The 26,268-nt window shown below is 64.6% G+C and carries 33 protein-coding genes, 1 other RNA gene and 1 riboswitch; of the genes, 10 read left to right on the top strand and 24 right to left on the bottom strand.

Annotated elements, in window-relative coordinates; genetic code table 11:
- Positions 1–49: 49 nt before the first annotated feature.
- A complete protein-coding gene (locus ACSBM8_RS16675; RefSeq protein ID WP_442679113.1) occupies positions 50–769 on the bottom strand; it encodes an SIMPL domain-containing protein in 720 nt (239 codons plus the stop codon).
- Between the two features lie 142 nt (positions 770–911).
- Between ACSBM8_RS16675 and ACSBM8_RS16680 the strand changes: the two genes are divergently transcribed.
- A complete protein-coding gene (locus ACSBM8_RS16680) occupies positions 912–1,298 on the top strand; it encodes a hypothetical protein (RefSeq protein ID WP_442679114.1) in 387 nt (128 codons plus the stop codon).
- A 76-nt stretch (positions 1,299–1,374) separates the two neighbouring features.
- Positions 1,375–2,787, top strand: coding sequence for an MATE family efflux transporter (locus ACSBM8_RS16685; protein ID WP_442679115.1), 1,413 nt, complete (start codon positions 1,375–1,377; stop codon positions 2,785–2,787).
- Positions 2,788–2,805: 18 nt separating this feature from the next.
- Here ACSBM8_RS16685 and ACSBM8_RS16690 read toward each other — a convergent pair whose 3' ends face one another.
- The 3 genes from ACSBM8_RS16690 to ACSBM8_RS16700 form a co-directional block, all read right to left on the bottom strand.
- Positions 2,806–3,837 carry an aldo/keto reductase gene (locus tag ACSBM8_RS16690; RefSeq protein WP_442679116.1) on the bottom strand — a complete coding sequence of 344 codons (1,032 nt, stop codon included), beginning with the start codon at positions 3,835–3,837 and terminating at the stop codon, positions 2,806–2,808.
- Positions 3,838–3,924: 87 nt separating this feature from the next.
- Positions 3,925–5,547 (bottom strand): NAD(P)/FAD-dependent oxidoreductase, encoded by a 1,623-nt coding sequence (locus tag ACSBM8_RS16695; protein ID WP_442679117.1) that lies wholly within the window; start codon positions 5,545–5,547, stop codon positions 3,925–3,927.
- A 32-nt stretch (positions 5,548–5,579) separates the two neighbouring features.
- Positions 5,580–5,906 carry a hypothetical protein gene (locus ACSBM8_RS16700; protein WP_442679118.1) on the bottom strand — a complete coding sequence of 109 codons (327 nt, stop codon included), beginning with the start codon at positions 5,904–5,906 and terminating at the stop codon, positions 5,580–5,582.
- A 245-nt stretch (positions 5,907–6,151) separates the two neighbouring features.
- Here ACSBM8_RS16700 and ACSBM8_RS16705 point away from each other — a divergent pair, with 245 nt between their 5' ends.
- On the top strand, positions 6,152–6,547 hold the full coding sequence (locus ACSBM8_RS16705; RefSeq protein WP_442679119.1) for a hypothetical protein: 396 nt from the start codon (positions 6,152–6,154) through the stop codon (positions 6,545–6,547).
- 1 nt (position 6,548) lies between these two features.
- Here the strand turns inward: ACSBM8_RS16705 and ACSBM8_RS16710 are convergent, their stop codons facing one another.
- The 5 genes from ACSBM8_RS16710 to ACSBM8_RS16730 form a co-directional block, all read right to left on the bottom strand.
- Positions 6,549–7,076 carry an NUDIX hydrolase gene (locus tag ACSBM8_RS16710; RefSeq protein WP_442679120.1) on the bottom strand — a complete coding sequence of 176 codons (528 nt, stop codon included), beginning with the start codon at positions 7,074–7,076 and terminating at the stop codon, positions 6,549–6,551.
- Complete coding sequence (locus tag ACSBM8_RS16715; protein WP_442679121.1) at positions 7,073–7,738, bottom strand: TPM domain-containing protein; 666 nt, start codon at positions 7,736–7,738, stop codon at positions 7,073–7,075. The genes ACSBM8_RS16710 and ACSBM8_RS16715 overlap by 4 nt, the downstream gene beginning before the upstream one ends.
- Positions 7,738–8,595: a TPM domain-containing protein gene (locus ACSBM8_RS16720; RefSeq protein WP_442679122.1), complete on the bottom strand. Its 858-nt coding sequence runs from the start codon at positions 8,593–8,595 to the stop codon at positions 7,738–7,740. Before ACSBM8_RS16720 ends, ACSBM8_RS16715 begins: the two co-directional genes overlap by 1 nt.
- Positions 8,596–8,597: 2 nt before the next feature.
- On the bottom strand, positions 8,598–9,131 hold the full coding sequence (locus ACSBM8_RS16725) for a TPM domain-containing protein (RefSeq protein WP_442679123.1): 534 nt from the start codon (positions 9,129–9,131) through the stop codon (positions 8,598–8,600).
- Positions 9,132–9,300: 169 nt separating this feature from the next.
- A complete protein-coding gene (locus ACSBM8_RS16730; RefSeq protein WP_442679124.1) occupies positions 9,301–9,897 on the bottom strand; it encodes a LemA family protein in 597 nt (198 codons plus the stop codon).
- Positions 9,898–10,019: 122 nt separating this feature from the next.
- Between ACSBM8_RS16730 and mscL the strand changes: the two genes are divergently transcribed.
- The 5 genes from mscL (at position 10,020) to ACSBM8_RS16755 (ending at position 15,305) form a co-directional block, all read left to right on the top strand.
- Complete coding sequence (mscL, locus tag ACSBM8_RS16735) at positions 10,020–10,514, top strand: large conductance mechanosensitive channel protein MscL (protein WP_442679125.1); 495 nt, start codon at positions 10,020–10,022, stop codon at positions 10,512–10,514.
- 5 nt (positions 10,515–10,519) lie between these two features.
- Positions 10,520–10,861: a transfer-messenger RNA gene (gene ssrA / locus ACSBM8_RS16740) on the top strand.
- A 117-nt stretch (positions 10,862–10,978) separates the two neighbouring features.
- Positions 10,979–11,764 (top strand): hypothetical protein, encoded by a 786-nt coding sequence (locus tag ACSBM8_RS16745; protein ID WP_442679126.1) that lies wholly within the window; start codon positions 10,979–10,981, stop codon positions 11,762–11,764.
- Between the two features lie 75 nt (positions 11,765–11,839).
- A riboswitch (cobalamin riboswitch) is annotated at positions 11,840–12,053 on the top strand.
- 112 nt (positions 12,054–12,165) lie between these two features.
- Positions 12,166–14,457, top strand: a complete 2,292-nt coding sequence (metE, locus tag ACSBM8_RS16750) for a 5-methyltetrahydropteroyltriglutamate--homocysteine S-methyltransferase (RefSeq protein ID WP_442679127.1) — start codon at positions 12,166–12,168, stop codon at positions 14,455–14,457.
- Positions 14,454–15,305 carry an acyl-CoA thioesterase gene (locus ACSBM8_RS16755; protein WP_442679128.1) on the top strand — a complete coding sequence of 284 codons (852 nt, stop codon included), beginning with the start codon at positions 14,454–14,456 and terminating at the stop codon, positions 15,303–15,305. The genes metE and ACSBM8_RS16755 overlap by 4 nt, the downstream gene beginning before the upstream one ends.
- 119 nt (positions 15,306–15,424) lie before the next feature.
- Here ACSBM8_RS16755 and pnp read toward each other — a convergent pair whose 3' ends face one another.
- The 4 genes from pnp to ACSBM8_RS16775 all read right to left on the bottom strand — a co-directional run bounded on the left by pnp (position 15,425) and on the right by ACSBM8_RS16775 (position 19,756).
- On the bottom strand, positions 15,425–17,800 hold the full coding sequence (gene pnp, locus ACSBM8_RS16760; RefSeq protein WP_442679129.1) for a polyribonucleotide nucleotidyltransferase: 2,376 nt from the start codon (positions 17,798–17,800) through the stop codon (positions 15,425–15,427).
- A gap of 243 nt (positions 17,801–18,043) precedes the next feature.
- Positions 18,044–18,313 (bottom strand): 30S ribosomal protein S15, encoded by a 270-nt coding sequence (gene rpsO, locus ACSBM8_RS16765; RefSeq protein WP_442679130.1) that lies wholly within the window; start codon positions 18,311–18,313, stop codon positions 18,044–18,046.
- 7 nt (positions 18,314–18,320) lie between these two features.
- A complete protein-coding gene (gene truB, locus ACSBM8_RS16770; RefSeq protein ID WP_442681627.1) occupies positions 18,321–19,220 on the bottom strand; it encodes a tRNA pseudouridine(55) synthase TruB in 900 nt (299 codons plus the stop codon).
- A gap of 17 nt (positions 19,221–19,237) precedes the next feature.
- Entirely contained in the window at positions 19,238–19,756 is a 519-nt protein-coding gene (locus ACSBM8_RS16775; RefSeq protein ID WP_442679131.1) for an HIT family protein, read from the bottom strand.
- Positions 19,757–19,931: 175 nt separating this feature from the next.
- Between ACSBM8_RS16775 and ACSBM8_RS16780 the strand changes: the two genes are divergently transcribed.
- Positions 19,932–20,204, top strand: coding sequence for a hypothetical protein (locus ACSBM8_RS16780; protein WP_442679132.1), 273 nt, complete (start codon positions 19,932–19,934; stop codon positions 20,202–20,204).
- A gap of 50 nt (positions 20,205–20,254) precedes the next feature.
- Here the strand turns inward: ACSBM8_RS16780 and ACSBM8_RS16785 are convergent, their stop codons facing one another.
- The 6 genes from ACSBM8_RS16785 to ACSBM8_RS16810 all read right to left on the bottom strand — a co-directional run bounded on the left by ACSBM8_RS16785 (position 20,255) and on the right by ACSBM8_RS16810 (position 23,267).
- Positions 20,255–20,440, bottom strand: a complete 186-nt coding sequence (locus ACSBM8_RS16785; RefSeq protein ID WP_442679133.1) for a hypothetical protein — start codon at positions 20,438–20,440, stop codon at positions 20,255–20,257.
- An 82-nt stretch (positions 20,441–20,522) separates the two neighbouring features.
- Entirely contained in the window at positions 20,523–20,732 is a 210-nt protein-coding gene (locus tag ACSBM8_RS16790) for a cold-shock protein (protein WP_442679134.1), read from the bottom strand.
- Between the two features lie 396 nt (positions 20,733–21,128).
- Positions 21,129–21,578 (bottom strand): DUF3597 domain-containing protein, encoded by a 450-nt coding sequence (locus ACSBM8_RS16795; protein ID WP_442679135.1) that lies wholly within the window; start codon positions 21,576–21,578, stop codon positions 21,129–21,131.
- A gap of 183 nt (positions 21,579–21,761) precedes the next feature.
- Positions 21,762–22,142 carry a CHRD domain-containing protein gene (locus ACSBM8_RS16800; RefSeq protein WP_442679136.1) on the bottom strand — a complete coding sequence of 127 codons (381 nt, stop codon included), beginning with the start codon at positions 22,140–22,142 and terminating at the stop codon, positions 21,762–21,764.
- Positions 22,143–22,274: 132 nt separating this feature from the next.
- A complete protein-coding gene (locus tag ACSBM8_RS16805) occupies positions 22,275–22,949 on the bottom strand; it encodes an SOS response-associated peptidase family protein (RefSeq protein ID WP_442679137.1) in 675 nt (224 codons plus the stop codon).
- Positions 22,950–22,979: 30 nt separating this feature from the next.
- The gene (locus ACSBM8_RS16810; RefSeq protein ID WP_442679138.1) at positions 22,980–23,267 is read right to left on the bottom strand and encodes a BolA family protein; all 288 of its coding nucleotides are present in this window, start codon (positions 23,265–23,267) and stop codon (positions 22,980–22,982) included.
- Between the two features lie 36 nt (positions 23,268–23,303).
- Here ACSBM8_RS16810 and ACSBM8_RS16815 point away from each other — a divergent pair, with 36 nt between their 5' ends.
- Complete coding sequence (locus ACSBM8_RS16815) at positions 23,304–23,894, top strand: J domain-containing protein (protein ID WP_442679139.1); 591 nt, start codon at positions 23,304–23,306, stop codon at positions 23,892–23,894.
- Position 23,895: 1 nt separating this feature from the next.
- On the opposite strand, the gene ACSBM8_RS16820 is transcribed toward ACSBM8_RS16815, so the two are convergent.
- Genes ACSBM8_RS16820 through ACSBM8_RS16840 form a run of 5 tightly spaced genes read right to left on the bottom strand, consistent with a single transcriptional unit; the run spans position 23,896 to position 26,261 of the window.
- Entirely contained in the window at positions 23,896–24,555 is a 660-nt protein-coding gene (locus ACSBM8_RS16820) for a dihydrofolate reductase family protein (protein WP_442679140.1), read from the bottom strand.
- Positions 24,548–24,832, bottom strand: coding sequence for an SRPBCC domain-containing protein (locus ACSBM8_RS16825; protein ID WP_442679141.1), 285 nt, complete (start codon positions 24,830–24,832; stop codon positions 24,548–24,550). Before ACSBM8_RS16825 ends, ACSBM8_RS16820 begins: the two co-directional genes overlap by 8 nt.
- Entirely contained in the window at positions 24,808–25,026 is a 219-nt protein-coding gene (locus ACSBM8_RS16830) for an SRPBCC domain-containing protein (RefSeq protein ID WP_442679142.1), read from the bottom strand. The genes ACSBM8_RS16825 and ACSBM8_RS16830 overlap by 25 nt, the downstream gene beginning before the upstream one ends.
- Complete coding sequence (locus tag ACSBM8_RS16835; RefSeq protein ID WP_442679143.1) at positions 25,023–25,508, bottom strand: VOC family protein; 486 nt, start codon at positions 25,506–25,508, stop codon at positions 25,023–25,025. Before ACSBM8_RS16835 ends, ACSBM8_RS16830 begins: the two co-directional genes overlap by 4 nt.
- A 9-nt stretch (positions 25,509–25,517) precedes the next feature.
- A complete protein-coding gene (locus ACSBM8_RS16840; protein ID WP_442679144.1) occupies positions 25,518–26,261 on the bottom strand; it encodes a VOC family protein in 744 nt (247 codons plus the stop codon).
- Positions 26,262–26,268 lie beyond the last annotated feature (7 nt).

A 26,268-nucleotide genomic window follows, 5' to 3' on the forward strand; every position in this document is an offset into this window, starting at 1 on the left:
CGAAACGGCCGTGGCGTAAACTACCTCTTTCGATGCGCCTCACGCCCTGTCATTTTGGGGCCAGCACGAAATCGATGCTGGTCGACACCGTATTGGAATTGGTGCCGGCCATGATCGGCGGCGCTGCCCGCTGCACCTGCGGAGCCATAGCGCGGTCCTCCATCGCCCCCATTTGCGGCATGGAGCCGCCTTCGCCGCCGTCGCGGATCGACAGCACGCGGACGATTTTCAGGTTCGCCGCTGTCGCATAGGCCTGTGCCTTGGCCTGCGCCGCACGGAACGCATTGCTATAGGCGGCGAGATTCGCCTTCTCCGGATCGGCGACGCTGAGGTCGGGGCCGGAGACGATATTGGCGCCGGCGGCGGTCACGTCGGCGATTGCCTGGCCGGCGCGCTTGATGTCGCGCACGCGCACGGCGATGATATTATTCGCCTCATATTTCCCCCGGTTTTTGCCATAGTCGATGCGGCCGAGCGAGACATTGCGCGTCTGGATGTCGCGTTCCGGCACGTTCAGCTTGGCCAGCGCCGCCGTGATCCGGCCCATCACCTGGGCATTGCCGGCGGCGGCCTGCTGCGCATTCGCCCCGATACTGGACAGGCCGGCGGTGAACAGCGCCTGATCCGGCGTCGCCTCGGCTTGGCCAGTGGCGGAGATGGACAGCAACGTCTCGCCCCGCTGCAAACCGCGCGGATCGGGCGCTTCCCGACTGCAGGCGGACAGACCCGCAAGGGCCAGGAGAAGTGGAAGCGCCGTGATCCGTGTCATGCGATCTTTCCTTTCAGGGATAGTAACAGTCTAACGGATCTACGCGCGGCGGCAATTGTGCCGATCCGTTGTTGGGCACTGCGGGAACTTACCGGCATCTTTTGCTTATCTTGTGATGTCGGTGACGACGGAGGCGGTTGCCATGTTCGAGCGATTTCGCATCAAGACGGCGCTGCGGGGGGAGATCATTCTCCTGCGGCAACAAGGCCTCGACAGCAACGCGCTGGCGCAGGCGGAGCTTTTATTCTTCGAACCGGCATTCTTCGTGGCGCCGCGGATGAAGCGGGAGCGCTGGACGTCGGAACAGGCGATGGTGCACATGGTCACCGAAATGCTGGTCCAGGCGGAAAAGCAGGGTGCGCTGACCGCGCTGCGCACGGAGGATGCCCGCGTTTACGAAGCGCTACGGGCAATCTATCGCCACGTGATCGCGCGTGCTGCCGCCGATCCGGCCCTGGCCGCCTGCGTCAGCAAGCCGGAATGGGCGCAACCGGCACCGTTTGCGGATGGCGGCGAGTCGACGGCATAACCCCTAAAACCCGGCGCGCGCCGCGCCTGCGCGATCACGGCTTGGTCCCGGCCCGCGCGGCGCATAAAGCGACGCGATGCGCGCTGCCCCCATCTCTTTGCCCTGGCGTCGCGAAGCGGGTGCGACGGTGCGGCTGGCTGCGCCTTTGGTGTTAACCAATCTGACCCAGGCGATGATCCAGGGCACGGATGTTGTGCTGCTTGGCTGGCTCAGCGCACGCAATCTGGCGGCGAGCGCACTGGGCGCGAATCTGTTCGTGGCCTTCCTGGTCTTCGGGATGGGCCTGGTGACGGCCTCGTCCCCGCTGCTGAGCCGCCAGCTGGGCCGCATGCCGCACAGCGTGCGCGACGTGCGCCGCACGGTGCGGCAAACGATGTGGGCAGCACTGACCGTTGCCGTGCCGGTGCTGATCATCCTGTGGCATGCCGATACGCTGCTGGTCGCGCTGGGTCAGGATCCCATGCTGGCGCGGGATGCGGCCTTGTTCGTGCGCGCACTGGAATGGAGCCTGATTCCGGCGTTGCTGTACCTGGTGCTGCGCTCGTTCGTCGCGGCGCTGGAGCGCCCGATATGGTCGATGCTGATCGGCACGGGCGGTGTGATCTTCAACGCAATCATCAATTACGGCCTGATCTTCGGCGCGTTCGGGCTGCCGCAATTGGGGCTGGTCGGTGCCGGCATTGGCAGCACGATCACGCAGACGGCCATGTTCCTCGGCATGGCGACGGTCGTGATGGTGCATCCGCAATTCCGGCGGTATCGCCTGTTCGGGAATTTCTGGCGGTCCGATTGGGCACGCTATCGCCAGGTGTGGCGCCTCGGGGCGCCAATCGCGGTGACACTTGGCCTGGAAGTGACGGTATTCAACGCTGCCGTTTTCCTGATGGGATTGATTGGCACGGCCGCCCTTGCGGCCCACGCGGTCGCCATCCAAATCTGCACCTTCACCTTCATGGTACCGTTAGGGCTGGCCCAAGCCGCAACCGTACGCGTCGGCCTCGCCTTCGGCCGGGAGGATCGGGACGGCATCCGCCGGGCAGGGTGGACCGCCTTCGTAATGGGTGTCGGCTTCATGGCGCTGACCGCCTGCCTGTTATGGGTGGCGCCGCGGCCGATCGTCAGTCTGTTCCTGGATCTGCATGAGCCCGCCAATCTGCCGGTGGTGGCGTTGGCGGTCACCTTCCTTGGCGTCGCGGCCGTCTTCCAGATCGTCGACGGGGCGCAGGCTGTTGCGGCGGGCATGTTGCGCGGGCTGCACGATACGACGGTGCCGATGCTGTTCGCGGCCTTCGGCTATTGGATCGTTGGGCTCGGCGTCGCGGTCGGGCTGGGGTTCGGGCTCGGCTGGGGCGGCATCGGTATCTGGATCGGGCTAGCCAGCGGACTGGCCGTCGTTGCCGTACTGATGATTACGCGGTGGATACGGCGTGACCGATTGAGGCTCGGCCGCCCGTCAGGCGACGTCGTCCTGCATGCGCCGGTGGCCTGAGGCCACCGGCATTATTGTCTACCAATGGGTAGGCTTGGGATTACGCTCATCGAAATCCATCTGATGCCAATAAGGATAAGCCGGCGCCCGACGGCTCGCATCATCCAGCAGCGCAATATGCTCCGCATCCAGGGTCCAGCCGACCGCGCCCAAATTCTGGCGAAGCTGATCCTCGGTGCGGGCACCCACCACGATGTTCGCGACGGTCGGCCGGGTCAGCAGCCAGGCCAGCGCGATCTGGCTGACGCTCTTGCCGGTATCGGCGGCAACCTTGTCGAGCGCATCGACGACATCGAACAGATAGTCCTCGTCGACGTGCGGCCCGCCGACGGCGCCACCTTTCGCGATACGCCCTTCGCCGATCGGCTGCCCGCGCCGGATCTTGCCCGTCAGGCGACCCCAGCCGAGCGGGCTCCACACCATCAGGCCCACGCCTTGGTCGATCCCCAAGGGCATCAGCTCATGCTCATAATCGCGCCCGACGAGCGAATAATAGCCCTGATAGGCGACGTAGCGCGACAGACCGTAGGCGTCGGAGACCGCCAGGCTTTTCATCAGGTGCCAGCCGGAAAAGTTCGACGCGCCGATATAGCCGATCTTGCCGGCCGTGATCAGGTCGTCCAACGCGCGCAGCGTCTCTTCCACGGGCGTGAGCGCGTCGAAGCCATGCATGAAATACAGATCGATATGATCCGTACCCAGCCGCTTCAGGCTGCCTTCGACCGAGCGGACAAGATGGTAGCGCGACGAGCCGGTATCGTTCGGTCCATCCCCCTTGCGAAAGCTCGCCTTGGTGGAAATCATCGCGCGGTCGCGCTTGCCTTTCAAAGCGGCGCCCAGCACCTCTTCCGAACGGCCTTGCGAATAGATGTCGGCCGTGTCGAACAGCGTCACGCCGGCATCGAGGCAGATGTCGATCAAGCGGCTGGCCTCATCGACATCGGTCTGCCCCCATCGTTCGAAGAAGGCATTGCTGCCGCCGAACGTGCCCGTGCCGAAGCTGAGCGCGGGAACCTTAAGGCCTGAGCGGCCGAGCTGGCGATAATCCATGATGTGCGCCTCTAGATCGATGAGCCGTGGTGCGCGGCAGGATGACCGGGATCCGGTGCAAGCCGCAACCTCACAACATATCGCGCGCTATGACGATCCACCCGTAATGCTCAGCGCCACGGCTTCGGCGACCTTGATGCCGTCGATCGCAGCCGACAGGATGCCGCCGGCATAGCCTGCGCCCTCGCCCGCCGGAAACAGGCGCGCGGTGTTGAGACTCTGGAAGTCCCTGCCGCGCGTGATGCGGATCGGGGATGATGTCCGTGTTTCGACGCCCGTCATGACCGCATCGGGATGATCGTAATTGGCAATCTGACGCCCGAACACGGGCAGGGCTTCGCGGATCGCAGCGACGGCGAAGTCGGGCAGGCAGGTCGCAAGATCGGTCAACGTGACCCCCGGCTTATAGGAGGGCGTCACCTCTCCCAGCGCGGTCGAGGGGCGGCCCGCCAGGAAATCGCCGATCCGTTGCGCAGGCGCCCGATAGTCCGACCCGCCGACAGTGAAGGCGCGCTCCTCCAGCTCGCGCTGGAGCGCAAGGCCCGCAAGCGGATGGCCGGGATAGTCGCGCGCCGGATCGATGCCGACGACCAGACCGGAATTGGCATTGAACTCGGCCCGGGAATATTGGCTCATGCCGTTGGTCACGACGCGTCCCGGCTCGGACGTTGCCGCCACCACCCGCCCACCGGGGCACATGCAGAAGCTGTAGACGGTACGCTGATCGGCGCAGTGATGCGCCAGGGTGTAGGCCGCGGCGCCCAGATCGGGATGGCGGGCGCATTCGCCGAAACGCGCACGATCGATCCACGACTGGGGATGCTCGATCCGCACCCCGATGGAGAAGGGTTTCGCCTCGATATGGACGCCACGTTCGTGCAGCATCGCGAATGTGTCCCGCGCGCTATGGCCGACCGCCAGCACGACATGGCTGGCCTCCAGGACCGCGCCATTGTCGAGCTGCAGCCCGGTAAGGCGCCGCGCGCCATCGGGTCCGGTCTCAATCACAAGATCCTCGACGCGATGCTGCCAGCGATATTCGCCGCCAAGCGACTCGATGGTGGCGCGCATATGCTCGACCATCGTCACCAGCCGGAATGTGCCGATATGGGGATGGGCTTCGGTCAATATCTCCTCGGGCGCGCCCGCTGCCACGAATTCGGTCAGGACCTTCCGCGACAAGTGGCGCGGATCCTTGATCTGGCTCCACAATTTGCCGTCCGAAAAGGTCCCCGCCCCGCCCTCACCGAACTGGACGTTGGATTCGGGGTTGAGCTCGCCCCGCCTCCACAGACCCCACGTGTCCTTGGTCCGCTCGCGCACGATCTTGCCGCGGTCGAGGATGATCGGCCGAAAGCCCATCTGGGCCAGGATAAGCCCGGCAAACAGGCCGCACGGTCCGGCACCGACCACGATCGGGCGCGGCGCATCGGCCGGCGCCTGCGTAACGAAACGGTAGCGGGTATCCGGGGTCGGCCGCACATGGGGATCGCCGGCCAGACGGGCCAGCACGCTGGCCTCATCCCGAAGCGTCACGTCGACGGAATAGACCATCAGGATAGCCGACTTGCGGCGGGCATCGTTCGCACGGCGGGCGATCGTGAGATCGATGAGGTCTGCGGCAGATATGCCAAGGCGCGCGATCACGGCGTCGCGCAGGGCATCTGGTGCATGCCCCAAAGGCAGCTTGAGATCGGTAAGGCGAAGCATTGCGCGCTGTTAGCCCGATTAGCCCCGGCTCGCTATGCCAGCTGCGGAACCCATCGGCCCATCATGCCGTTGCCACGGTCGAGGTGAGGATGACGAACAACAATCCCGATTCGGACGCACTGCAAAACGCGACCGTAAGAGACGGCGGTGCAGCCAAGGGCGGTGTCACGCCGCAAACCGACGATCCCAGCAGCCCGGAGCAGGCCGACAGCCATGCCAAACAACGGGACGCGGCGCAGCGCCAGCACCATTTTGGCGATGATCGCACCGTCGATCCCTTGAAAGATTGACCGCGCGCGACCCTTGAACCGGACCGGGTCGCGCACAATTGCGATGAAATGCATGCGATCCAGATCCACAATCTTATCCTCTCGCAGCTCATCCGGTCTGTCGGCGGCACGCGGCAACATTGGCGCCGGGCGATTGGAGACGTGCGTGTATACTCGATGAAAACCCATCCCCATTGCAATTGGGACGTCTTTGCATCGGGCAGCGCCGCGGACGTGCGCGCCGTGAACGAGGTGGTCGACAATATCCGCGCCGACCATCCCCATGTTACAGGATGAGCGCGCGCCAGCAGCCGCTGGCGAAGCGGAGAGCGGACATGATGCGCGTGCCATTGCTTATCGTGACAGCTTTGGTCGCGGCCACACCGGCAGCGGCATGCCGCTGTCGCGCACCATCGACACCGCAGGCATTTGCGCGCGCCGACGCAGTGGCGGTGGGGATGGTGTCCGCGGTTCGCGACCGGGATACAGGAGATACAATTCTTGAGTTTGCGGTCGAACGCGCTTGGAAAAAGCCTTTAGCGCGGTCGATCACGATCCGTACCGCCACGACCTGTAAGCTCAGGGCCAGCGCAGGGACGCGCTATCTGCTGTTCCTGCGCCGCGACGGCCATCGTGGCTATTTCACAACCCGTTGCATGGGCGATCGACCGAACCCCGACACAGCATTGCTGGGGGACGTCGACAGGCTGGCTCGATCGCGCGCCCGCTGATCTAGTCCAACAATCCCGCTCCGAGCAGGGTCAGCATCTTCACGTCGATGAACAGGCCTTCCGCGCGTTTGGCGGCGACGAAGCTGGGCAGCTGCGGCAGCGGCACGCGATGGACGGTGATATTTTCCCCGGGCACGCCGCCGCCCTCCCCCACCTTTGTGAGGCCGGTGGCGCGCACCAGGCAGAATGTCTCCGAAACCATGCCGGGCGAGGAGGCGAAGCGACCGATCACGTCCACCTTGTCCGCGCGATAGCCGGTCTCCTCCTCCAGCTCGCGCGACGCTGCGAGCTCGATGCCTTCGCCCTCGTCCGTATCGCCGACCAGCCCCGCCGGCAGCTCCAGGCAGCGGCCGCCCAGGGGGACGCGATATTGCTCGACCAGCAACACGTCGCCATCGACGATCGCCAGGATCACGGCCGCGTTGATGCCGCGCGCACGGCCGACATATTCCCACGTGTCCCATTTACGGACCGTGATGAATTTGCCCTGCCAGACGATATCTGGCGTGCCCGGCAGCGGCTTGCTCATAATTCGATCAACCGATCTGGAAGTTCATTGGGGTCGGTGCCCGTATACGGGAAATGCGTGGCCAGGACCGCGCCGATCCGCTCCACCGCGGCGGCGACGCCATCGCCCGGGCGATTGTCGCGCATCGCCTCGATCAATGCCGCCATGGCCTCGCCCCATGCCTCCTGCGGCGCCTTGCTGTGGATCGCGGCATCGGCCACGATCTCGGCGCGATGCTCGGCCAGGCTGAGGTAAAGCAGCACCCCGGTCTTGCTCAGCGTGCGCTGTTCGGTGCCCGCCCGGAACAACATGATCGCGCGGGCCCGCACGCGCCGTTCCTTGATCGCGCGCGGCGTGATCGCCATCCGGACGGAAGGCAGGCCGATGACGAAGCGCGCGATCGCGAACAGGATCACACAGGCGATCGTCAACAGGCTGAGCAAAATGCGGAGTGACGGCGCCTCCCAGCCGATCACGGGGGAAACCGCTTTGAGCAGCAGGCTGGGCCATGCCGCGACCAGCGCCAATGGGAACAGCGCAACGATGGCCGACCATTGCAGCACGATGTCGGCATAGCTGTCCGACACCGGCGAGACGATCGCGCTTATTTCCCCATCTGTGCCCGCTTCCGCGGCGCGGATTGCGGCTGCGACCTTGGCGCTGTCCTCAGGTTTAAGACGCATTACCAGCTCCCCGATGCGCCGCCGCCGCCGAAGCTGCCCCCGCCGCCGCCGCTAAAGCCGCCGCCGCCCCAGCCCCCACCGCCGCTGTCGCTCCCGCCGCCCCAGGACGAGCTGCCCCATGACGAATCGCTGTTGCTGCTGTGACTGGCAATCTCGCTCGCGGCCCACAACCATATCGGCCAATCGCTTCCGCCATCCCCCCGGCTTCGCGCATATTGTCGCCCGCCGCGCGGACGGAAGAAGGACAACAGCATGAAGGCGACCACCGCGATGAAGATGATCACACCGATCGGGAAATGCGCTGTGCCCGCCTGCCCCACGCGATGGGTCTCATCGAACTGCTTGGCGGCCGCGGCTGCCTTCGCTTTGGCCTGATCGTCCGGCAGGCGCAGCTGCGTGATGAGTGCATTCGCGCCCGCCTCGATGCCGCCAGCCATATCGCCAGCCTTGAACTTCGGTATGATCGTCTGATTGATGATCACGCTTGAAAGCGCATCGGTCAGGACCGGCTCCAGCCCATAGCCGACCTCCACCCGGACCTTACGTTCGTTTGGCGCAACCAGCAGGATCGCGCCATTGTCCGCGCCCTTCAGGCCAACGCCCCAGGCGCGCCCGAGCTTATAGCCATAATCGGCAATGTCCTGGCCCTGCAGATCGGGAATGGTGGCGACGACGAGCTGATGGTTGGTTTGCTGCTGCAGTGCCCGCAGCTTCGCTTCCAGCGCGGCCTTGCGATCCGCGGGCAAGACATTGGCGGCGTCGGTCACTAGGCCGGTGAACGGTGGGAAAGTCTGTGCGAATGCGGGGCTTGCAGCCAAGGCAATCCACAAGAGCAAAAGCGGCCATAGGCGGCGCATGATCAAGCTCCCGGTTTCTCTAGGGGCGCAGCCGACCTCAACCGCGCGATGATGGCGTCCGCGCCGGCCGCGATGCCGCCGGGCAAATCACCCTTGGTGAAACGAGGGACCATCGCGGTACGGATTATCTCGGAGCAGCGCGGGTCGGTCAACGTCGCTTCGAGACCATAGCCAACCTCGATCCGGACCTCGTGCTCATTCGGCGCGACGAGTATCAACACTCCGTCATTGTAACCACGACGCCCAACGCCCCAGGCGCGCGCAAGACTCACGGAATAGTCCAGAATAGTATGGTCCTCGAGGCTGGACACGGTTGCGATCGCCAGTTGATGGCGGGTTCGCCGCTGAAGGTCGGCGAGCTTGCTATTGAGCTCCCGCTCCGCGGCGAGCGGAATGACGTTGGCCTGGTCGACCACGAAGTTGGTGAACTTCGGAAAAGCCTGCGCGTGGGCGAGCGATGAGGCCAGCGCGCAAAGGAGCAATGCAGAGAAGTACGCGACAACCCCTCTCCCCTTGCGGGAAAGGGAGGCTCGCATGCCCGTCCTGAACGACGCCGAATGGCACAGCACGGGAGGTAGAGGGATCGCGAGTGAATGCGAGCGCCCCGAATGAAGTCGTGCTCGCAGCCGTCGAGGCGGCTTGCCCGCCCCCCTCTGCCTAACCCTCTCCCACAAGGGGAGAGGGTCCTGCGCGGGTTTGTTCACCTCAGAAATTCACCGTCGGCGCAGCTTGCGCGTTGGGTGCGGTCGCCTGGAAGGTCTGCATCGGCTTGGCACCGTAGAAGACCTTGGCGCCGATCGAGTTGGGGAAGGTGCGGATCAGCGTATTATAGCTTTGCACCGACGCGTTATAATCGCGCCGCGCGATCGTGATCCGGTTCTCCGTGCCCTCCAGCTGCGACTGCAGCGCGAGGAAGTTGGTGTTGGACTTCAGGTCCGGATAATTTTCAGTAACCGACAACAGGCGGCCGAGCGCCTGCGACAGCTGACCCTGGGCGGCGCCGAACTGCTGCAGCTTGGACGGATCCTTCAGATCCTCCGCACTGACCTGGATCGACGTCGCCTTGGCGCGCGCTTCGGTGACGCCGACCAGCACGGTGCTTTCCTGCTTGGCATAGCCCTTCACGGTCGCCACCAGGTTCGGCACCAGATCGGCGCGACGCTGATATTCGTTCTGGACGTCGGCCCAGCGCGCCTTGGCGGCTTCCTCCGCGGTCGGGATCGAGTTGAGCCCGCAGCCGCCCAGCGCCAATGCGGCGACGGGAGCAAGCAGAGCGGGGGCAAAACGGTTCGGGCGAAACATAGCGGACCTCCGTCGGGGATCGACACCCGGCGTTTTAGTGCCGCAATACACGTTTCGCAATCGGGCTTGATCGCCGCGCAAAGAAAGCGCCTTATTCGGGCCTGAAGCGATGGAGACTAAGGATGCTGAAGGAATTCAGAGGGTTCATTGCCCGCGGAAACGTACTGGATCTTGCCGTGGCGGTGATCATCGGTGCCGCGTTCGGCAAGATCGTGACGAGTTTGACCGACGACGTCATCATGCCCGTGATCGGCCGCCTGTCGGGCGGGCTGGATTTTTCCAGCCATTTCATCCGGCTCGGCGCGATTCCGGCCGATTATAAGGGTTCGCTCGCCTCTTATGCGGATCTGAAGAAAGCGGGTGTGCCGCTGATCGGCTATGGCCAGTTCCTGACGCAGGTGGTCGATTTCCTGATCGTCGCGTTCATCATCTTCCTGATCGTTCGGGGCGTCACCAAGGCGATGACCGCGCTCGAGCGCGAGAAGGCCGCCGCGCCGCCGCCCGCCGATCCCGCCGAACTCGTCCTGCTGCGGGAAATCCGCGACGCCTTGAAAGCCGGCACGCCCGCCGTGCCCCCAGCGCCTGCCGCCAAATCGCTGCCGCTCGACGGGGAATAGGCAAGCCCCTTTAACCCCGCCGGCTTTATGCCTATATCGATCGTGCCGGGTTCGCCCGGCTATGGCGATAAATTGCCTAGTGTTTGACGCAGCGGACCCGGGGGCAGTACCCGGCGGCTCCACCAAAATCGGCTCTTCACGAGCCGGTCCTGATGGGGCCGAACCAGGATCGACGTGTGTACGAGCATTATGTTTTTGCCCGGCGTGATTGAGCCGTAAAACCGATCAAAACCACAAGTGCCAACGATAACGAGGCGCTCGCGATTGCTGCGTAATTGAGGCCTAACGGCTAAGATTACAAAGCTTGAACGCGGTTCGGGCCGAACCGGGCAACAGAATCGGATTCCGGCGGTACGGGGAGCACCGAGCAACAGAAGCTCCCCACTTTCCCAAATCCTATATGATCGATTGCGCATTGCCCGCGCGCGGTTCACTTTGCCCGAAACAGGACGGAGTGGATCGCAATGAAAACAAGGCTTGGCCTCATCGTGGCGCTGACAGCAGCGACGCCGCTCTGCGCGCAGATGAAAGCGCCCGATTGGGCCTACCCCGATTCTCCCACCCATAAACAGGGTCCGCCCCCGGCGGATTTCCACCGGCCGCCTACCACCCAGATCAAGCCGATCGGTATCTTCGACGGCCAGACGGATGTCGGCAGCGCCGTCGTGCCGGGATCGGCCAGCTACGATCCGGCGACCCGCAGCTATCGGATCACCTCGGCCGGCTACAATGTCTGGTATACGCGCGACGAGTTTCACTACCTGTGGAAGACGATGCGCGGCGACGTCAGTCTCGCGGCCGACATCGCCTATCCGGACCCGAAGGGGTTCTTCGATCGCAAGGCGGTGTTGATGATCCGGCAAAGCCTGGACGATGACAGCAAGCAGGCGCTCGTCGCGCTGCACGGCGATGGCATGATCCATATCGCCTATCGGCCCGGCAAGGGCCAGCGCGTCCGGGACATGGAATATCGCGTCGGATCCCGCGGCGACCTGCCCGGCGGCAAATCCCCCGACAGCCTCGTTATCGCCAACGCGAAGCGGATCGGGATCGAGAAGCACGGCGACGCCTTCCAGCTCTATGTCAGCCTGTTGGGTGAGCCGATGCATGCCTGGGGACCACCGATCCGCCTCCCGCTCGAAGGGCCTTTCTATGTCGGCATCGGCTTCTGCGCGCATCTTCCAGACACGCTCGACACCGCCGTCCTGAGCAATGTCATTCTCGCAAATCGGGCCGGCCTGGTGCGCTGATAGCGGCGCTACGGCCCTGTTTCAGCTGATATAAAGAATTCTTTATATGTGCCTTGACGCCGTCATCAAGCGGGCCGATGCTTAGCGGGTCGAGGTTCTCCACACGGTTTTCCGTGCGGAGCTAAGACGGGAAGCCGGTGCGGTCCCTCGGGATCAAGGCCGGCGCTGCCCCCGCAACTGTAAGCGGCGAGCGGCGGTCGAAACAGGTCACTGGGGGCATGCTCCTGGGAAGGCCAGACCGACGTGACGACCCGCGAGCCAGGAGACCTGCCTCGTCGCGATAACGTCCTCCGGCGGGGTGTCCGGTCAGGCGCTGGCATGCGCACGATCGGGCTTATCCCGTCGTGGGATCTGTCGCGCGTCCGTCCGGCGCTCCGCCCTTTCTCGGGTGGAGAAGATCAATGACCGTCACTGTCGCAACGCTGGGATTTCCGCGCATCGGTCCCAAGCGCGAGCTTAAATTCGCCCTCGAACAGCATTGGGCCGGCAAATCGTCCGAGGCCGAATTGCTGGACGCAGCCGCCGCCCTGCGCACGGCGGCGTGGGCCCGCCAGCAGGCCCTGGGCGCTGACTGGCTGCCGTCGAACGACTTCTCGCTATACGATCATGTCCTCGACACCAGCGTGATGCTGGGCGCCATCCCCCAGCGTTACGGCGTGGCGGAAGGCGAAGCCACTCTGTCGACCTATTTCGCGATGGCACGCGGAACAACCGGCGCAACAGAGAGCTGCGGCCACAACCATGGCGCCGGCCAGACCGCGCTCGAAATGACGAAATGGTTCGACACCAATTATCACTATATGGTGCCCGAGCTCACTGCGGGGCAGCGGCTCACGCTCAACGCGTCGAAGATCGTCGCCGAATATCGCGAGGCAAAGGCGCTCGGCCTTGAGACGCGCCCGGTCCTGCTTGGTCCGGTGACCTGGCTGACCCTCGCCAAGGGGCGTGATGTCGATCCCTTCGACTTCCTGGACGAAGTGCTGGGTCTGTATGCCGTCGTGCTGAGCCATCTCAAGCATGCCGGAGCGGAGTGGGTGCAGATCGACGAGCCTTGCCTCGTGCTAGATCTGAACGACATCCAGCGTGCCGCGCTCACCCGCGCTTATGCGCGGCTGGCGCGGTCCGGGCCGCAGCTGATGCTCACCACCTATTTTGGCGCGCTGGACGACAATCTGAACCTGGCCCTGTCGCTGCCGGTTGCGGGGCTGCATGTCGATCTCGTCCGTGCGCCGCAGCAGATCGACGCGGTGCTGGCGAAGGCCCCGGCCACGCTGCTGCTGTCCCTCGGCGTGATCGATGGTCGCAACATCTGGCGGGCGGATCTCGATGCGATCCTCGCGCGGGTGGCGCCGATCGCTGCGAAGCGCGACATCATCCTCGCCCCCTCCTGTTCCTTGCTCCACACGCCGGTCGATCTCGCGCTCGAGCGCAAGCTCGATCCCGAAGTCGTGCAGTGGCTGGCCTTTGCCGTGCAGAAGGTCGAGGAGCTCGCCATTCTCAAGCGCGCGCTGAACGAAGGGCAAGCAAGCGTGCAGGACGCGCTGGCCCAATCCGCGCAGGCTGCCGCGGCGCGGCGGACCTCGTCGCGCATTCATGATCCGGCCGTGGCGGAGCGGATGCGCGCCATCACGCCCGACATGCTGGCACGCAAGACGCCCTATGGCGATCGCCGTCAGATCCAGGAGGCGGCGCTGCCCCTGCCCGCTTATCCGACGACCACCATCGGCTCCTTCCCGCAGACCGGCGAAGTGCGCCACGCCCGCGCCGAACATGGCCGCGGCAATCTCGACACCGTCGCCTACGGCCGCTTCCTGCGGGAAGAGACGGAGCGTGCCATCCGCTGGCAGGAGGAAATCGGCCTGGACATGCTGGTGCATGGCGAATTCGAGCGGAACGACATGGTCCAATATTTCGGGGAGCAGCTGTCGGGCTTCGCCTTCACTGTCAGCGGCTGGGTCCAGTCCTACGGCTCCCGCTGCGTGCGTCCGCCAATCCTGTATGGCGACGTCTCGCGGCCCAAGCCGATGACGGTCGATTGGTGGCTTTATGCGCAGAGCCTGACGGAGAAGCCCGTCAAGGGAATGCTGACCGGTCCGGTCACGATCCTCAACTGGTCGTTCGTGCGCGACGATCAGCCGCGGGAGGCAAGCTGTCGCCAGATCGCGCTCGCGATCCGGGACGAGGTTGTCGATCTGGAAGCCGCCGGCGCCCAGGCGATCCAGATTGACGAAGCCGCCCTGCGCGAGGGCCTGCCCCTGCGGCAACGCGACTGGCAGCATTATCTGGACTGGGCGGTGGAATGCTTCCGGCTGGGCGCCTCAGGCGTGGCGGATGCAACGCAGATCCACACGCACATGTGCTATTCGGAGTTCAACGATATCCTGCCGTCGATCGGCGCGATGGACGCCGACGTGCTCTCGATCGAAACGGCGCGGTCGCAGATGGAGCTGCTCGCGGCTTTTGCCGACTATCGCTATCCGAACGCGATCGGGCCGGGCGTGTATGACATTCACGCGCCCCGCGTTCCGACCACGGACGAGATGGTGACGCTGATGCGGCTGGCGGGTCAGCATCTGCCGCCGCGCCAATTGTGGGTGAATCCCGATTGCGGGCTGAAGACCCGCAAGTGGGAGGAAGTGCGGCCGGCCCTGGTGGCGATGGTCGAGGCGGCGCGGGCCTTACGGGCGGCATGACGCCGCCCGCAGAACAGGCGCCGTTGAACCTTGGCGTCGTCCGGCTGATCGACATGATCTTCCCGGGCGACACCAATCACCATGGCACGCTGTTCGGCGGAACGGCCCTGGCGCATATGGACAAGGTCGCGTTCCTGGCCGCCTCGCGGCACGGGCGCGCGACCTTCGTCACCGCCGCCTCCGAGCGCATCGATTTCACCGCTCCGGCGCTGAAGGGCGAACTGATCGACGCGGCGGCACGGATCGTACGGGTGGGGCGTAGTTCCGTCGATGTCGAGGTAACGCTGACGGCGGAAGCCCTCTTGTCGGGCGAGCGGCGGCTCTGCACGCGCGGGCTGTTCACCCTGGTGGCCGTGAAGGAGCCGGGGACACGGCTGCCGCTGCCGCCGCTTGGCCCTGAACCCGAAGAAACCGGGGACGGCCGGTTGCGGATGGTCGATATGGTCTTCCCGCCGCAGACCAACCATTATAGCACCTTGTTCGGCGGCGACGCGCTGCGCATGGTGGGTAAGGCGGCCTTCATCGCGGCCACGCGCCATGCCCGCCGCACGATGGTCATGGCGGCGTCCGAACGGATCGATTTCCGCTCGCCGGTGTGCGAGGGCGAGATGGTCGAGCTCGTCGCGCAGGTGCTGAAGACGGGCCGCAGCTCGCTGCGGATCGGCGTCGAACTGTGGGCCGAAAACCTTCTGAGCGGAGAGCGCCGCCAGGCGGCTGCCGCCGAGTTCGTAATGGTTGCGGTTGGAGCGGATGGAAAGTCGCAGGCAATGACGGGCGATCTCTCCTCCCCGGCATTTGCCGGGGAGGGGGACCATACGCAGCATGGTGGAGGGGCATTCTTGCCGTAAGTCTCCCCTCCACCACCGCTTCGCGGCGGTCCCCCTCCCCGAGAAAACTCGGGGAGGAGAGCAAACAAAAAGGGCGCCCTGTGGGGCGCCCTCTCCGTTTTAGCACTGAACCCGATCGATCAGTCGTCGGTGCGGGTCAGGAATGCGGGTGCGAATTCCGGCGCGGGGCCGTCATCATTGCCGCCTTCCGTGCGCGGCGCGCGCGGGCCGCGATCGCCACGGCCTTCGCCGCCTTCACGACGCGGACCACGGTCACCGCCCTCACGGCGGGGTCCACGGTCACCACGGCCTTCGCCGTCGCGACGCGGGCCACGATCGCCACGGCCTTCGCCGTCACGGCGCGGACCACGATCGCTGCGCTCCGGGCGGTCGCCGGCTTCGCGCGGCGGACGGGTGTCCTCCAGTTCGGCGCCCGTTTCCTGATCGACGATGCGCATCGACAGGCGAACCTTGCCGCGCGGATCGATCTCGAGCACCTTGACCTTCACTTCCTGACCTTCGGTCAGGACGTCGGAGACCTTGGCCACCCGCTCGTTCTTGATCTCGGAGATGTGAACCAGGCCGTCCTTGCCGCCCATGAAGTTCACGAACGCGCCGAAATCGACCATGTTCACGACCTTGCCGTTGTAGATCTTGCCGACTTCGGCTTCCTGCGTGATGCCTTCGATCCACTTGCGTGCGGCTTCGATCTGCGCCGGATCCGACGACGAGATCTTGACGGTGCCGTCATCCTCGATGTCGACCTTGGCGCCGGTCGTGGCGACGATCTCACGGATCACCTTGCCGCCGGTGCCGATCACTTCGCGGATCTTGTCCTTGGGCACCTGCATCGTTTCGATGCGCGGGGCGTGCGCAGACAATTCGGTGCGCGTGCTGTCGAGGGCCTTGGCCATCTCGCCGAGAATGTGGGCACGGCCCTCATTCGCCTGTGCGAGCGCGACCTTCATGATCTCCTCGGTGATGCCCGCGACCTTGATGTCCATCTGCAGGCTGGTGATGCCCTCGGACGTGCCGGCAACCTTGAAGTCCATGTCGCCGAGGTGATCCTCGTCGCCAAGGATGTCCGACAGGATGGCGAACTTCTTGCCTTCCAGGATCAGGCCCATGGCGATGCCCGAGACCGGACGCTTCAGCGGAACGCCCGCATCCATCATCGCCAGGCTGCCACCGCACACCGTCGCCATCGACGAGGAGCCGTTGCTCTCCGTGATGTCGGACAGGACGCGGATCGTGTAGGGGAATTCCTCGATGCTCGGCAGCACGGGGTGCAGCGCACGCCATGCCAGCTTGCCATGGCCGACTTCGCGACGACCCGGCGCACCGAAGCGGCCCACTTCACCGACCGAATAAGGCGGGAAGTTGTAGTGGAGCAGGAAGCGCTCGTAGGACAGGCCGTTCAGCCCGTCGATCATCTGCTCGGCTTCCTTGGTGCCCAGCGTGGTCGAGCAGATCGCCTGCGTCTCACCGCGCGTGAACAGGGCCGAACCGTGCGTGCGCGGCAGGAAGTGGACCATCGCCTCGATCGGACGGACCGTCTTCGTGTCGCGACCGTCGATGCGGACGCCCTCGTTGAGGATCTGGCCACGAACGATCTCGGCCTCGACCTTCTTGCCGAGCTTGGCGACCTTGAGCTTGGTGGCGCTGTCGGCGTCGGCAAAGGCGTCCTTCAGCGGCGCCTTGGCTTCGGCGATAGCGGCGACGCGCTCGGCCTTGGTCGTGATCTTGTAAGCGGCGGCGATGCCGGCGCCAATCGTGTCGTGGACCTGCTTCTTGAGCGCGCTGTCGTCGCTCTGGGTCAGCTCCCACGGATCCTTCGCGGCCTTTTCGGCCAGATCGATGATCGCGTTGATGACCTTCTTCGACGCATCGTGCGCGAACACGACCGCACCGAGCATGACATCTTCCGAAAGCTCCTTGGCTTCGGATTCGACCATCATCACGGCATTGCCGGTGGCGGCAACGACGAGGTCGAGATCGCCCGTCTTGATCTGGTCGAGCGTCGGATTGAGGATATATTCGCCGTCGATATAACCGACGCGCGCCGCGCCGATCGGGCCCATGAAGGGCACGCCGGAGATGGTGAGCGCAGCCGACGCGGCGACCAGCGCCAGGATGTCGGGCTCATTCTCGCCGTCATAGCTCAGCACCTGAGCGATGACGTTGATCTCGTTATAGAAGCCTTCCGGGAAGAGCGGGCGGATCGGGCGATCGATCAGACGCGAGGTCAGCGTCTCTTTCTCGGTCGCGCCGCGCTCGCGCTTGAAGAAACCACCTGGGATGCGTCCCGCGGCCGAATACTTCTCCTGATAGTGAACGGTGAGCGGGAAGAAATCCTGCCCTTCCTTGACCGAGCGGGCGGCGGTGACCGCGCACAACACGACCGTTTCGCCGAGCGTCGCGATGACCGCGCCGTCAGCCTGGCGGGCAACACGGCCCGTTTCGAGGGTCAGCGTCTTGCCGCCCCACTCGATTTCCGTCTTCTTGATATCGAACATTTGGTTTCCTTCACACCGGCGGCCAGATGCGCGCCGGGGCCATCATGTGCAGGCTTACCGGCCTGCGGCGGTGTGGGACCTTGGTCCCTGGACGTCGGCCGAATTGCCGATGAGTCCTTTGACTATCACATCGTCATGCTGAACTTGTTTCAGCATCCACCGGAGGGGCTGCGCCCAACGGCGGGGTAGAGCCCGGCCTGCACCGGGATGCCAAAAGGGCCGCCCTTGCGGGCGGCCCTTTCGTTACTTGCGGAGGCCGAGCTTGCCGATCAGGGCAGTGTAGCGGGCGGCGTCCTTTTTCTTGAGATAATCGAGCAGGCTGCGGCGGTTGTTCACCATCATCAGCAGACCCCGGCGCGAGTGATTGTCCTTCGCGTGGGTCTTGAAATGCTCGGTCAGGTTGACGATCCGCTCGGTCAGGATTGCGATCTGGACCTCAGGCGAACCACTGTCGCCCTCGCTGCGGCTATGTTCCTTGATGACTTCGGCTTTGCGTTCTGCGGTAATCGTCATTGTCTTTTCACTCCGACATCAGATTGAAGCCGCGCACCACCGAAATATCGTCTCCGACTTCGACGAGCGCCACGGGCATTTCGCCGAGGATCGCGAGGTTGAGACCTGGTGGTGCTGCGATACCGATCAGCCGACGCCCCTGGCGGAGCGCGTGAGCCTGATCGGGGGAGACGGCGAGGACCGGGATGTCGTCCAGTCCGGCCGTCAGCGGCAAGAGCAGCTCTTGCAGCCGCACGTCCTTAGCGCTTTGGTCCAATATGTCCAGCGATATCGCCGTTTCAAGCGTGAACGGCCCCGCTTTGATGCGCCGGAGCATGGTCACGTGACCGACGGTGTCGAGCGCGTCAGCGATGTCGCGCGCAAGGCTGCGGATGTAGGTGCCCTTCGATACGCGCGCAGAAAGCGTGATCGCGTCCAGAGGGCCTTGTTGCGCGTGGTCGCGGACGCGCAACGCGTGGATCACGACATCCCTGTGCGCCAGCTCCACCGTCTCGCCCGCACGAGCAAGATCATAAGCGCGCTTCCCATCCACCTTCAGCGCCGAATAAGCGGGCGGCATCTGGCTGATCGGCCCGGTGAATCGCGCGAGGACGCCCTCGACCTGCGCCAGAGTGGGCCGCACGTCACTGGTGCGCACGACTGCGCCCTCCAGATCGAGCGTGTCCGTCTCGGTGCCGAAGCCAATCGTGAAATCATAGGCCTTGTCGGCGTCGAGCATCCGGCCGGACAGCTTCGTCGCCTCGCCGATCGCGATCGGCAAAACGCCGCTCGCCAGTGGGTCCAGCGTGCCGCCATGCCCGACCTTGGCCTTGCCATGCCCGGCGATGCGCAGCGCGCGCTTGACCGCGCTCACCGCCTGCGTCGACCCCAGGCCGAGTGGCTTGTCGAGGATGATCCAGCCGTGCAGCGGATGCGATGTCCCGCTCACCGGCGTGCGGACTCCGCAAGCGCCGCCCGTAACGTGGCGGCGAACGGCTCCAAAACGCTCAAAGGCTGCCTAACGCCGGAGGCCGGGCAGCGGCTATAGCCCGCGTAACGGGGAATGACATGAATGTGGAAGTGCGGCACGCTCTGCCCATAGCCATTATTCTGTTCGATGGTGAACCCGTCCGCCCCCAGGCCAGCGAGCTCCGCCGCGCCGATGCGGCGGGCCACGCGCAATAGCCGCTTGAGCTCGCCATCGCGGATCTCCAGCAGGTTACGGGCATAACCGCGCTTGGGGATGACAAGGACGTGACCGGGCGATGCCGGGGCATTGTCCATGAAGGCCAGCACATCGCGATCTTCATAGACCTTCGCCGCAGGCAATGTGCCGCGCAGGATCAGCGCGAACGGGTTGCCCGCATTATAGGGCACACCAAAGGCCACTTGCGGCGGTGCCTGCATTGCCGGTTGCGGCACGGGTGCGCAGGCCAATAGCAACGGCGCCACGATCGCGATCACGCTGGTTTCCCCATATCAATCAATTTCCACGGCCGGGATATCTAGCGGCCGGGTGCGTCGCGCGCATCCGGCATCGCGCTTTTCTCACTCGCGCCGCCAGCGCAACGAACTAATGCTGCACCGCACAATAAAAACATGGTTCAGCGAGAGGCACACCCCAACCCGGAGTTGCCAGATGACCAAATTCGTCCTCACTGCTTTCGCTGCCGCTGCAATCGCAGCCCCCGCTTTCGCCGCCACGCCGATCGACTTCACCTGGGAAGGTCATCGCATCGTCGGCACCGTCGATCAGATCGGTGACGTCAAGGTTCTCAAGGGTGAGGACCGCACGACCGGTAATCCGTTCATGCTGCGTGTCCGGAACGGCTACGTCCATGGCTCGATCGGAAACCAGCTCGTTTCCTACCCGGTGCCGAAGCACCGCGTGGTTGTCGCCTCGGCTGACTGATCACCTTTAAGACTATATTGCGGGCGGGGCCGATGGCTCCGCCCGTTTCTTTACTCGACCGGGGCGGGCTTTTCTCTGGAAAGGCGCATGGCGTCGGTCCGTTCGCCGCGTTCCGCCATGGCGATCCAGGCGGATTCAGCGCGCAGGCACCGTTCACGCACATTTTCCAACGTGGCGGCATCTGCCTCGGCGCGGCATTGTTCGGCGCGCGCACGGTAAAGGCTGCTCTCGTTCATACCCATCGTCTCCTCAGGGACAGTGCGTCCTTATAACAGGCAAGGCGGGCGACGGCGATAATGCCGCCGCCCCATATGCATGTCAGTCGTGCGACTGAAGATTGACGGCGCTCACGCGGCCGTTGCGCCCGGTTTCGAGCTCATAGCTCAGGCGCTGATTCTGCTGCAGCGTCGCAAAACCGGCACGCTCAACGGCACTGATGTGCACGAAGGCATCGGCCGAGCCGTCCTCCGGCGCAATGAAGCCATAGCCCTTGTCGGCATTGAAGAATTTGACGGTTCCGGTGGTCATAAACGTAGTCCTTCTGCGGCGACTCGGATGTCGAGCCGCCTCGTTCGCGCCAAGGGCAGGGAAAGAAGGAAGAAGGGCCGCAAAGCGCCAAAGACCATCGATTTGCGACTGGTAGCAGCGGCTTTATACCGCAATCGATCCGGAAATGACAGGGGCTGGAACCAACGCCACGGGCCGCAGCCTATCATGGATCATGATCTGCCACCGTTTCGGAGGTTTCGGAAAGGCCCCGCCGGGACCGGCCAAGGCGCCGCGGACCAACCTTACAGCGGCGCGGCACGAAGCGGTGCGCCATGCCAGCGTGCTGCTGGTGGAGACGAGCGCCGCGTTTGAAGGCGAGGCGTGGACCGCCGCGCTGGCTCCAACAGCGCGACGATCCTCTGCCTGTCTAACCCATCAATCCATAAGCTCGGCGGGCACCTTGCCGCCATTGGCAGCCAGCTTTTGCATCACCGCCTTATGCAAAGCGATATTCTGCTCGGCGCTGCCATCGGCGCCGGCATGGATATTCAATTCACCGGCGAGCTCTTTTCGCGCCTGCAGGCTGGAATCCAGGCCCAGCAACTGCAGCAGATCGACGATCGAGCTACGCCAGTTGCTCGGATGGCCGGCGGCGGCCGCGCGCTGCGTCAGGATTGCCTCGATATCGACAGGCGCAACGGGAGCAGCGGCGCTGCCTTGCGCAGCTGGCGTTGCCGCGGATGCGGGGTTGGCCATCGGGATCGCCGCATGATCGGCAGTCGACGGATTGGCGGCTGGCGCCGGTGACGACGTGGGGTGGTTGAACGATCCCAGCGGGCCGTGATCGCCAAAGATGGCATGCTTGATGCTGTCGAAGATACCCATCGCATAAACTCCTATGAGGTCGCGCCCGTCCTCCGCCTCCATCGTTCGTTGAGACCGCGCCTCTGATACATTTCGATGAAGACCGGACGACAACGATCCGCCGTCGTAAACGGCCCCCAATCGAAACGCGTCTGTCCCGTTTTCCTGCCGTCGCGCCCCGCTCCCGGGGCGGCGGCTGCCGGGCTATTTCAACTGCCCGCGGATCGCGCCCTTCGGAAAAGCGGCGCTATGGACGTTCACATAATAATCGGACGGCGTTGCCACGATTGCGGCCAAGACATCGGCCGCCACCGGCGCGCAGCCTTCGGAACTGCCATCGGCCGGCGCCGTCAGCGGCACGACCACGCCGCCCGCGACTCCGGCCGCGCCCGTGTGGATATGCGCCATGGTCGGTGTATCGAAGCCCATCGCATGGAGGCGGTAGCAGACCTGTCCCTTGTCCGTGTCGAAGGTCAAGGACGCCTCCCCCATACCCTTGGGCGCACCGGGGCCGGGCACTTCCGCCGCGCCGGTCATTCGCACGTCCATCTTGGTCGTCGCCGCCATCACGGGGGGCGCGATCATCGCAATCATTAGTATCGCTGCGGAACGGAGCATCATCGGGGGCATCTTCAGTCTCCTCCAGGAAGCGCCTGCGCGCGAAGCGATGCTGGGCCTCCCCTCGCGCGGCGTCAATGCCGCGTCGGACGGGTCCGCTTATCGTATCTGGCGCACGTCCAGAGAGCCGGCGGGAAGTGGCCGGCAGAGCTCTCCCGCCGGCGCCGAGCCGTCGAGCCAGCGGGCATAATCGGGCGGCGTCAGCACCACGATCTGCCGATCATGATAAGGCGCGATGTCGGGGCCTGGGCCGGTGGTAAGCATGGTCCAAGCTTCCCCGACCTTCGGATCGGTCCACCATAAGCCGGCAATGCCGAACCATTCCAGACCGCGCATGCTGAATTCCCACTTCGATTTGGGCGGCTTCTTGCTGGCCTTGCCCTTGGCACTGCCGGGCGGCGTGAGCGCAAAATCTTCCCCATCAGCATTCCCCCCATGTGGGCCAGTCACCGCACCATCGGTAAATTCGTAAAAGCCATCGGCGGGGATCAGGCATCGGCCGCTCGCCGCGCTGTTGGTGAATTCGCGCCCGTCGGAGCGGAAATTGTAGACTGGCTTGCCATTGGCGGCCGGCCAGCTCCACCGGCGGGTGACGACTTCGGCGCCGCCGCCCGCCGGCGCGGCGCGAAGGATGATCGCAGGATCGGTGATGCGGATGCTGTCCAACGCCGCCATATTGGGCAGGCCATCCGGAAAGATCAGGCTCATATCGATCGAGCCCCAGCGGGAGCGCAGCTTCTCCAGCGAGATCCGGCGGGCAAATTCGTTGCACATCAGCGAAACCTCCCGCGCATCACGGCTGTGTCAGTCTTCGTCGGGCGTGCGCGCGATGATCGCCAGCGCATGGACGCGTTCGCGCAGCAGATCCGACAGGGCCTGATTGACCATCCGGTGACGCTGCACCCGATTTTTGCCGGCAAAGGCCTCGGCCGCGATCTCCACCGTAAAGTGACTTTCACCGCGCGGATCATGGCCGGAATGGCCGTGATGCTTGTTGCTGTCGTCGATCACGGCCAGCCGTTGAGGCGCCAAGGCGGCCTGAAGCAACTGTTCGATCTGCGCGGCGACCGGGCCGGTGGGAGTTTGCATCATGCATCCTATATAGCGGGGTTTAAGGGAGAATCATGCGTGGCAGATGCCGGGCAAAGACAACCACGCTTTCATGGACGCATACCCGGCGAGCGCCAGTGCAGCCAACCTGGCTGTAGCGAAGCCGGCGAATTCCGCGCGCCGCCCGAAGATGGTCCGCGTTCCGGCTTTAACGGCCCGGGCGAGTGGCGCTTCCTTTGCCTGGATCATGTCCGCGAATTCAACGCGCGGTACAACTTCTTCAACGGGATGAGCGCGGAGGAGATCACCGCGCAACAGCGGCCTTATGCCGGCTGGGAGCGGGAGACGCGCGCCTTCAACGTGGGCGCCGGCGGTACCCCGCGCTGGGCGGACTTCCTCGACCCACTGGATGCGATCCAGGCGCGCTACGGCACCGGCAGCCATGCCGCCCGGACGGATGGCAAGCCGCTGAGCGATACGGAAAGGCGCGCTTTGCGCGTGCTGGGGCTGGAAGCGAACGTGGATCGGCGCGCGCTGCGCGAACGCTACAGCGAACTCGTCCGCCGTTATCATCCCGATCGCAATGGCGGCGATCGCAGCCACGAAAAAGCGCTGCAGGAAGTGATCGAATCCTACAAGCTGCTGAAGGGCGCTGCCGCTTTCGCCTGATCTATCCTTCCAGCGCCATCCGTTGCTGGCGCCGTTCCTCGGCTGCGCTCGGCGTCGCAAGCGCGAACGTACCGATCGGGACCGTGCCGGCCGGTTCATAGGTCGCGGTGATAACGCCCGTCGTGGAAAGATGCTGATCCAGCAGGGTCCAGGCGCCGGGTGGCGTGCCTTCGCCAAACAGTCTTTTGCCGCGGCCCAACACGACCGGAAACGTCATCACGAACAGCCGGTCGATCAAATCCGCGGCCAGCAGCGGCGGATACAGGGTGCTACTCCCCTGGATCAGCAGGTCCGGGCCATCGCTGGCCTTGAGCGCGGCGACATCGGCGATATCGCCCAGACGATGGCTGTTGACCCAGTCGAGCGGCGCGTCACCGCGGCTGAGAACAAATTTGCTGGCCTTGTCGAAGACGGGGCCGATCGGATCGTCCGGGCCAACATAGGGCCAGTGCGCCGCGAATATCTCATAGGTCCTGCGGCCGAGCAGCAGATCGAAGGGGGTCGAAAACAGCCCGCCCATCGCCTGCCCCATGCTATCGTCCCAGAAGCTTGCCGACCAGCCGCCGAGCGTGAAGCCCTGCGTCCAATCCTCGCTCGGCCCGCCTGGCGCCTGCATGACGCCGTCCAGCGACTGGAAGACGCCGCCGGTGAGCTTACGCATCGCCGCGCGCCGCCAGCATTTGCGCCACCACCCCGAGCTGATCGGCGCAAATCCCCCATCCCTGTTCGAAGCCCATCGCGCGATGCTGCTCCATGGCTTCGGCCGTCCAGTGGCGCGCCCCCGCGCGATAGCCGGTCTTGCCGTTGCCAAGATCCGCAAATTCGAAATAGCCGACAACCTGCACCGGATACGGGTTCTTGGGCATCCAGTCGCCGTCCAGCGCATTGGTGAACACGATCCGCCGCTGTGGCGTCACTTCCAGAAAGATGCCCTCCATCGGGCCGCCCTCGCCATCAGGCCCCGCATATCGAGGATCGACTTGCCTCCGGCCCGCAGATCCTGCTCGATTATGCGGGTCGTCCAGGGCTTGGGCGCCCACCATTCCTCCAGATGCTCCGTCCATGCCTGCCACACCGCTGCGACCGGCGCGTCGAGCACGCGTTCGATCCAAAGCGCGTAAGTCTGCGTCATTGATCCGCTCCCTCGAACGCGCGCTGCAACGTCGCGATGTCGATCTTCGTCATCGTCATCATGGCCTCCATCGCGCGCCGGGCGGCTGCCTGGTCGCTGCTGGAGATCATCTCCCCCAGAACCTTGGGCGTAATCTGCCACGACAGACCGAACCGATCCTTGCACCAGCCGCACGCGCTGGGCGTTCCGCCATTGTCGAGGATCGCGTTCCAGTAACGATCTGTCTCCGCCTGATCCTGCGTATATATCTGAAAAGAAATGGCCTCGTCGAATTTGAAGATGGGGCCGCCGTTCAGCCCGAGGAATTTCATGCCCAGCACGGTGAATTCGACGGTGAGCACATCCCCGGCTTTGCCATTGGGGTAATCCGTGGGCGATCGATGTACCGCATCGACCGACGAATCCGGAAAGATGCTGGCATAGAGGTTGGCCGCAGCCTCCGCATCGCCATCAAACCATAAGCAAGGTGCGATCCGCGTCATGGCCTGCTCCTATGCCCTGGGACCGACCAGAGCGGCGCGGGCCCCTTGCGGATCGGCAAATTGCACGATCCAGACACCGCCCGGCACCTCCGCCGGCCCGTGCAGCACCGAACCGCCCTTGCCGGTAATGCGCTCCACGGCGGCGTCGATGTCCGGCACCCCGAAATAATAGATCCAGGACGGCGCAACCCCCGGCGGGGCGGTCATGATGGCGCCGATATCGACGCCGTCGGCCTGGAACAGCTGGTAATTGCCCATGGCCCCCATCGGCATCGTCTGCCCCTTGGTCCAGCCATGAAGCGCGGAATAATATGCCAAGCCGCCCTCGCCATCGGGGCTGCACAGCTCATTCCAGTTGGCGTGGCCATGCCGTTTCTGATCGAATGCTTCGCTCTTGCGATCGCTATACCCTTGGATCACGGCATAGCCGACCCCCTGGGGGTCGCTGAGCAGCGCGATCTTGCCAACCTGAGGTATGTCCATCATCCGGTGGACCGTGGCCCCTGCCGCTTCCGCCTGCGCGGTCGCCGCGTCCGCATCGGCCACCCCGATATAGCCGAGCCAGAAAGGCGTACTCATGCCGTCCGGCAAAGGCATCAGCCCGGCCACGCCCGCGCCATCCATTGAAAAGATGTGGTAATCGGGATTGCCATCGAACGGCGCGCTGCTCCAGCCGATCACCGAACCGTAGAAATCCTGCGCTGCCTCAAGATTCTCGCAGCACAATTCGTACCATACGAAATTGTCTGTCATCTCCTGC

The organism is Sphingomonas sp. ASY06-1R (genome assembly GCF_052180265.1).
Taxonomy (GTDB): domain Bacteria; phylum Pseudomonadota; class Alphaproteobacteria; order Sphingomonadales; family Sphingomonadaceae; genus Sphingomonas_I.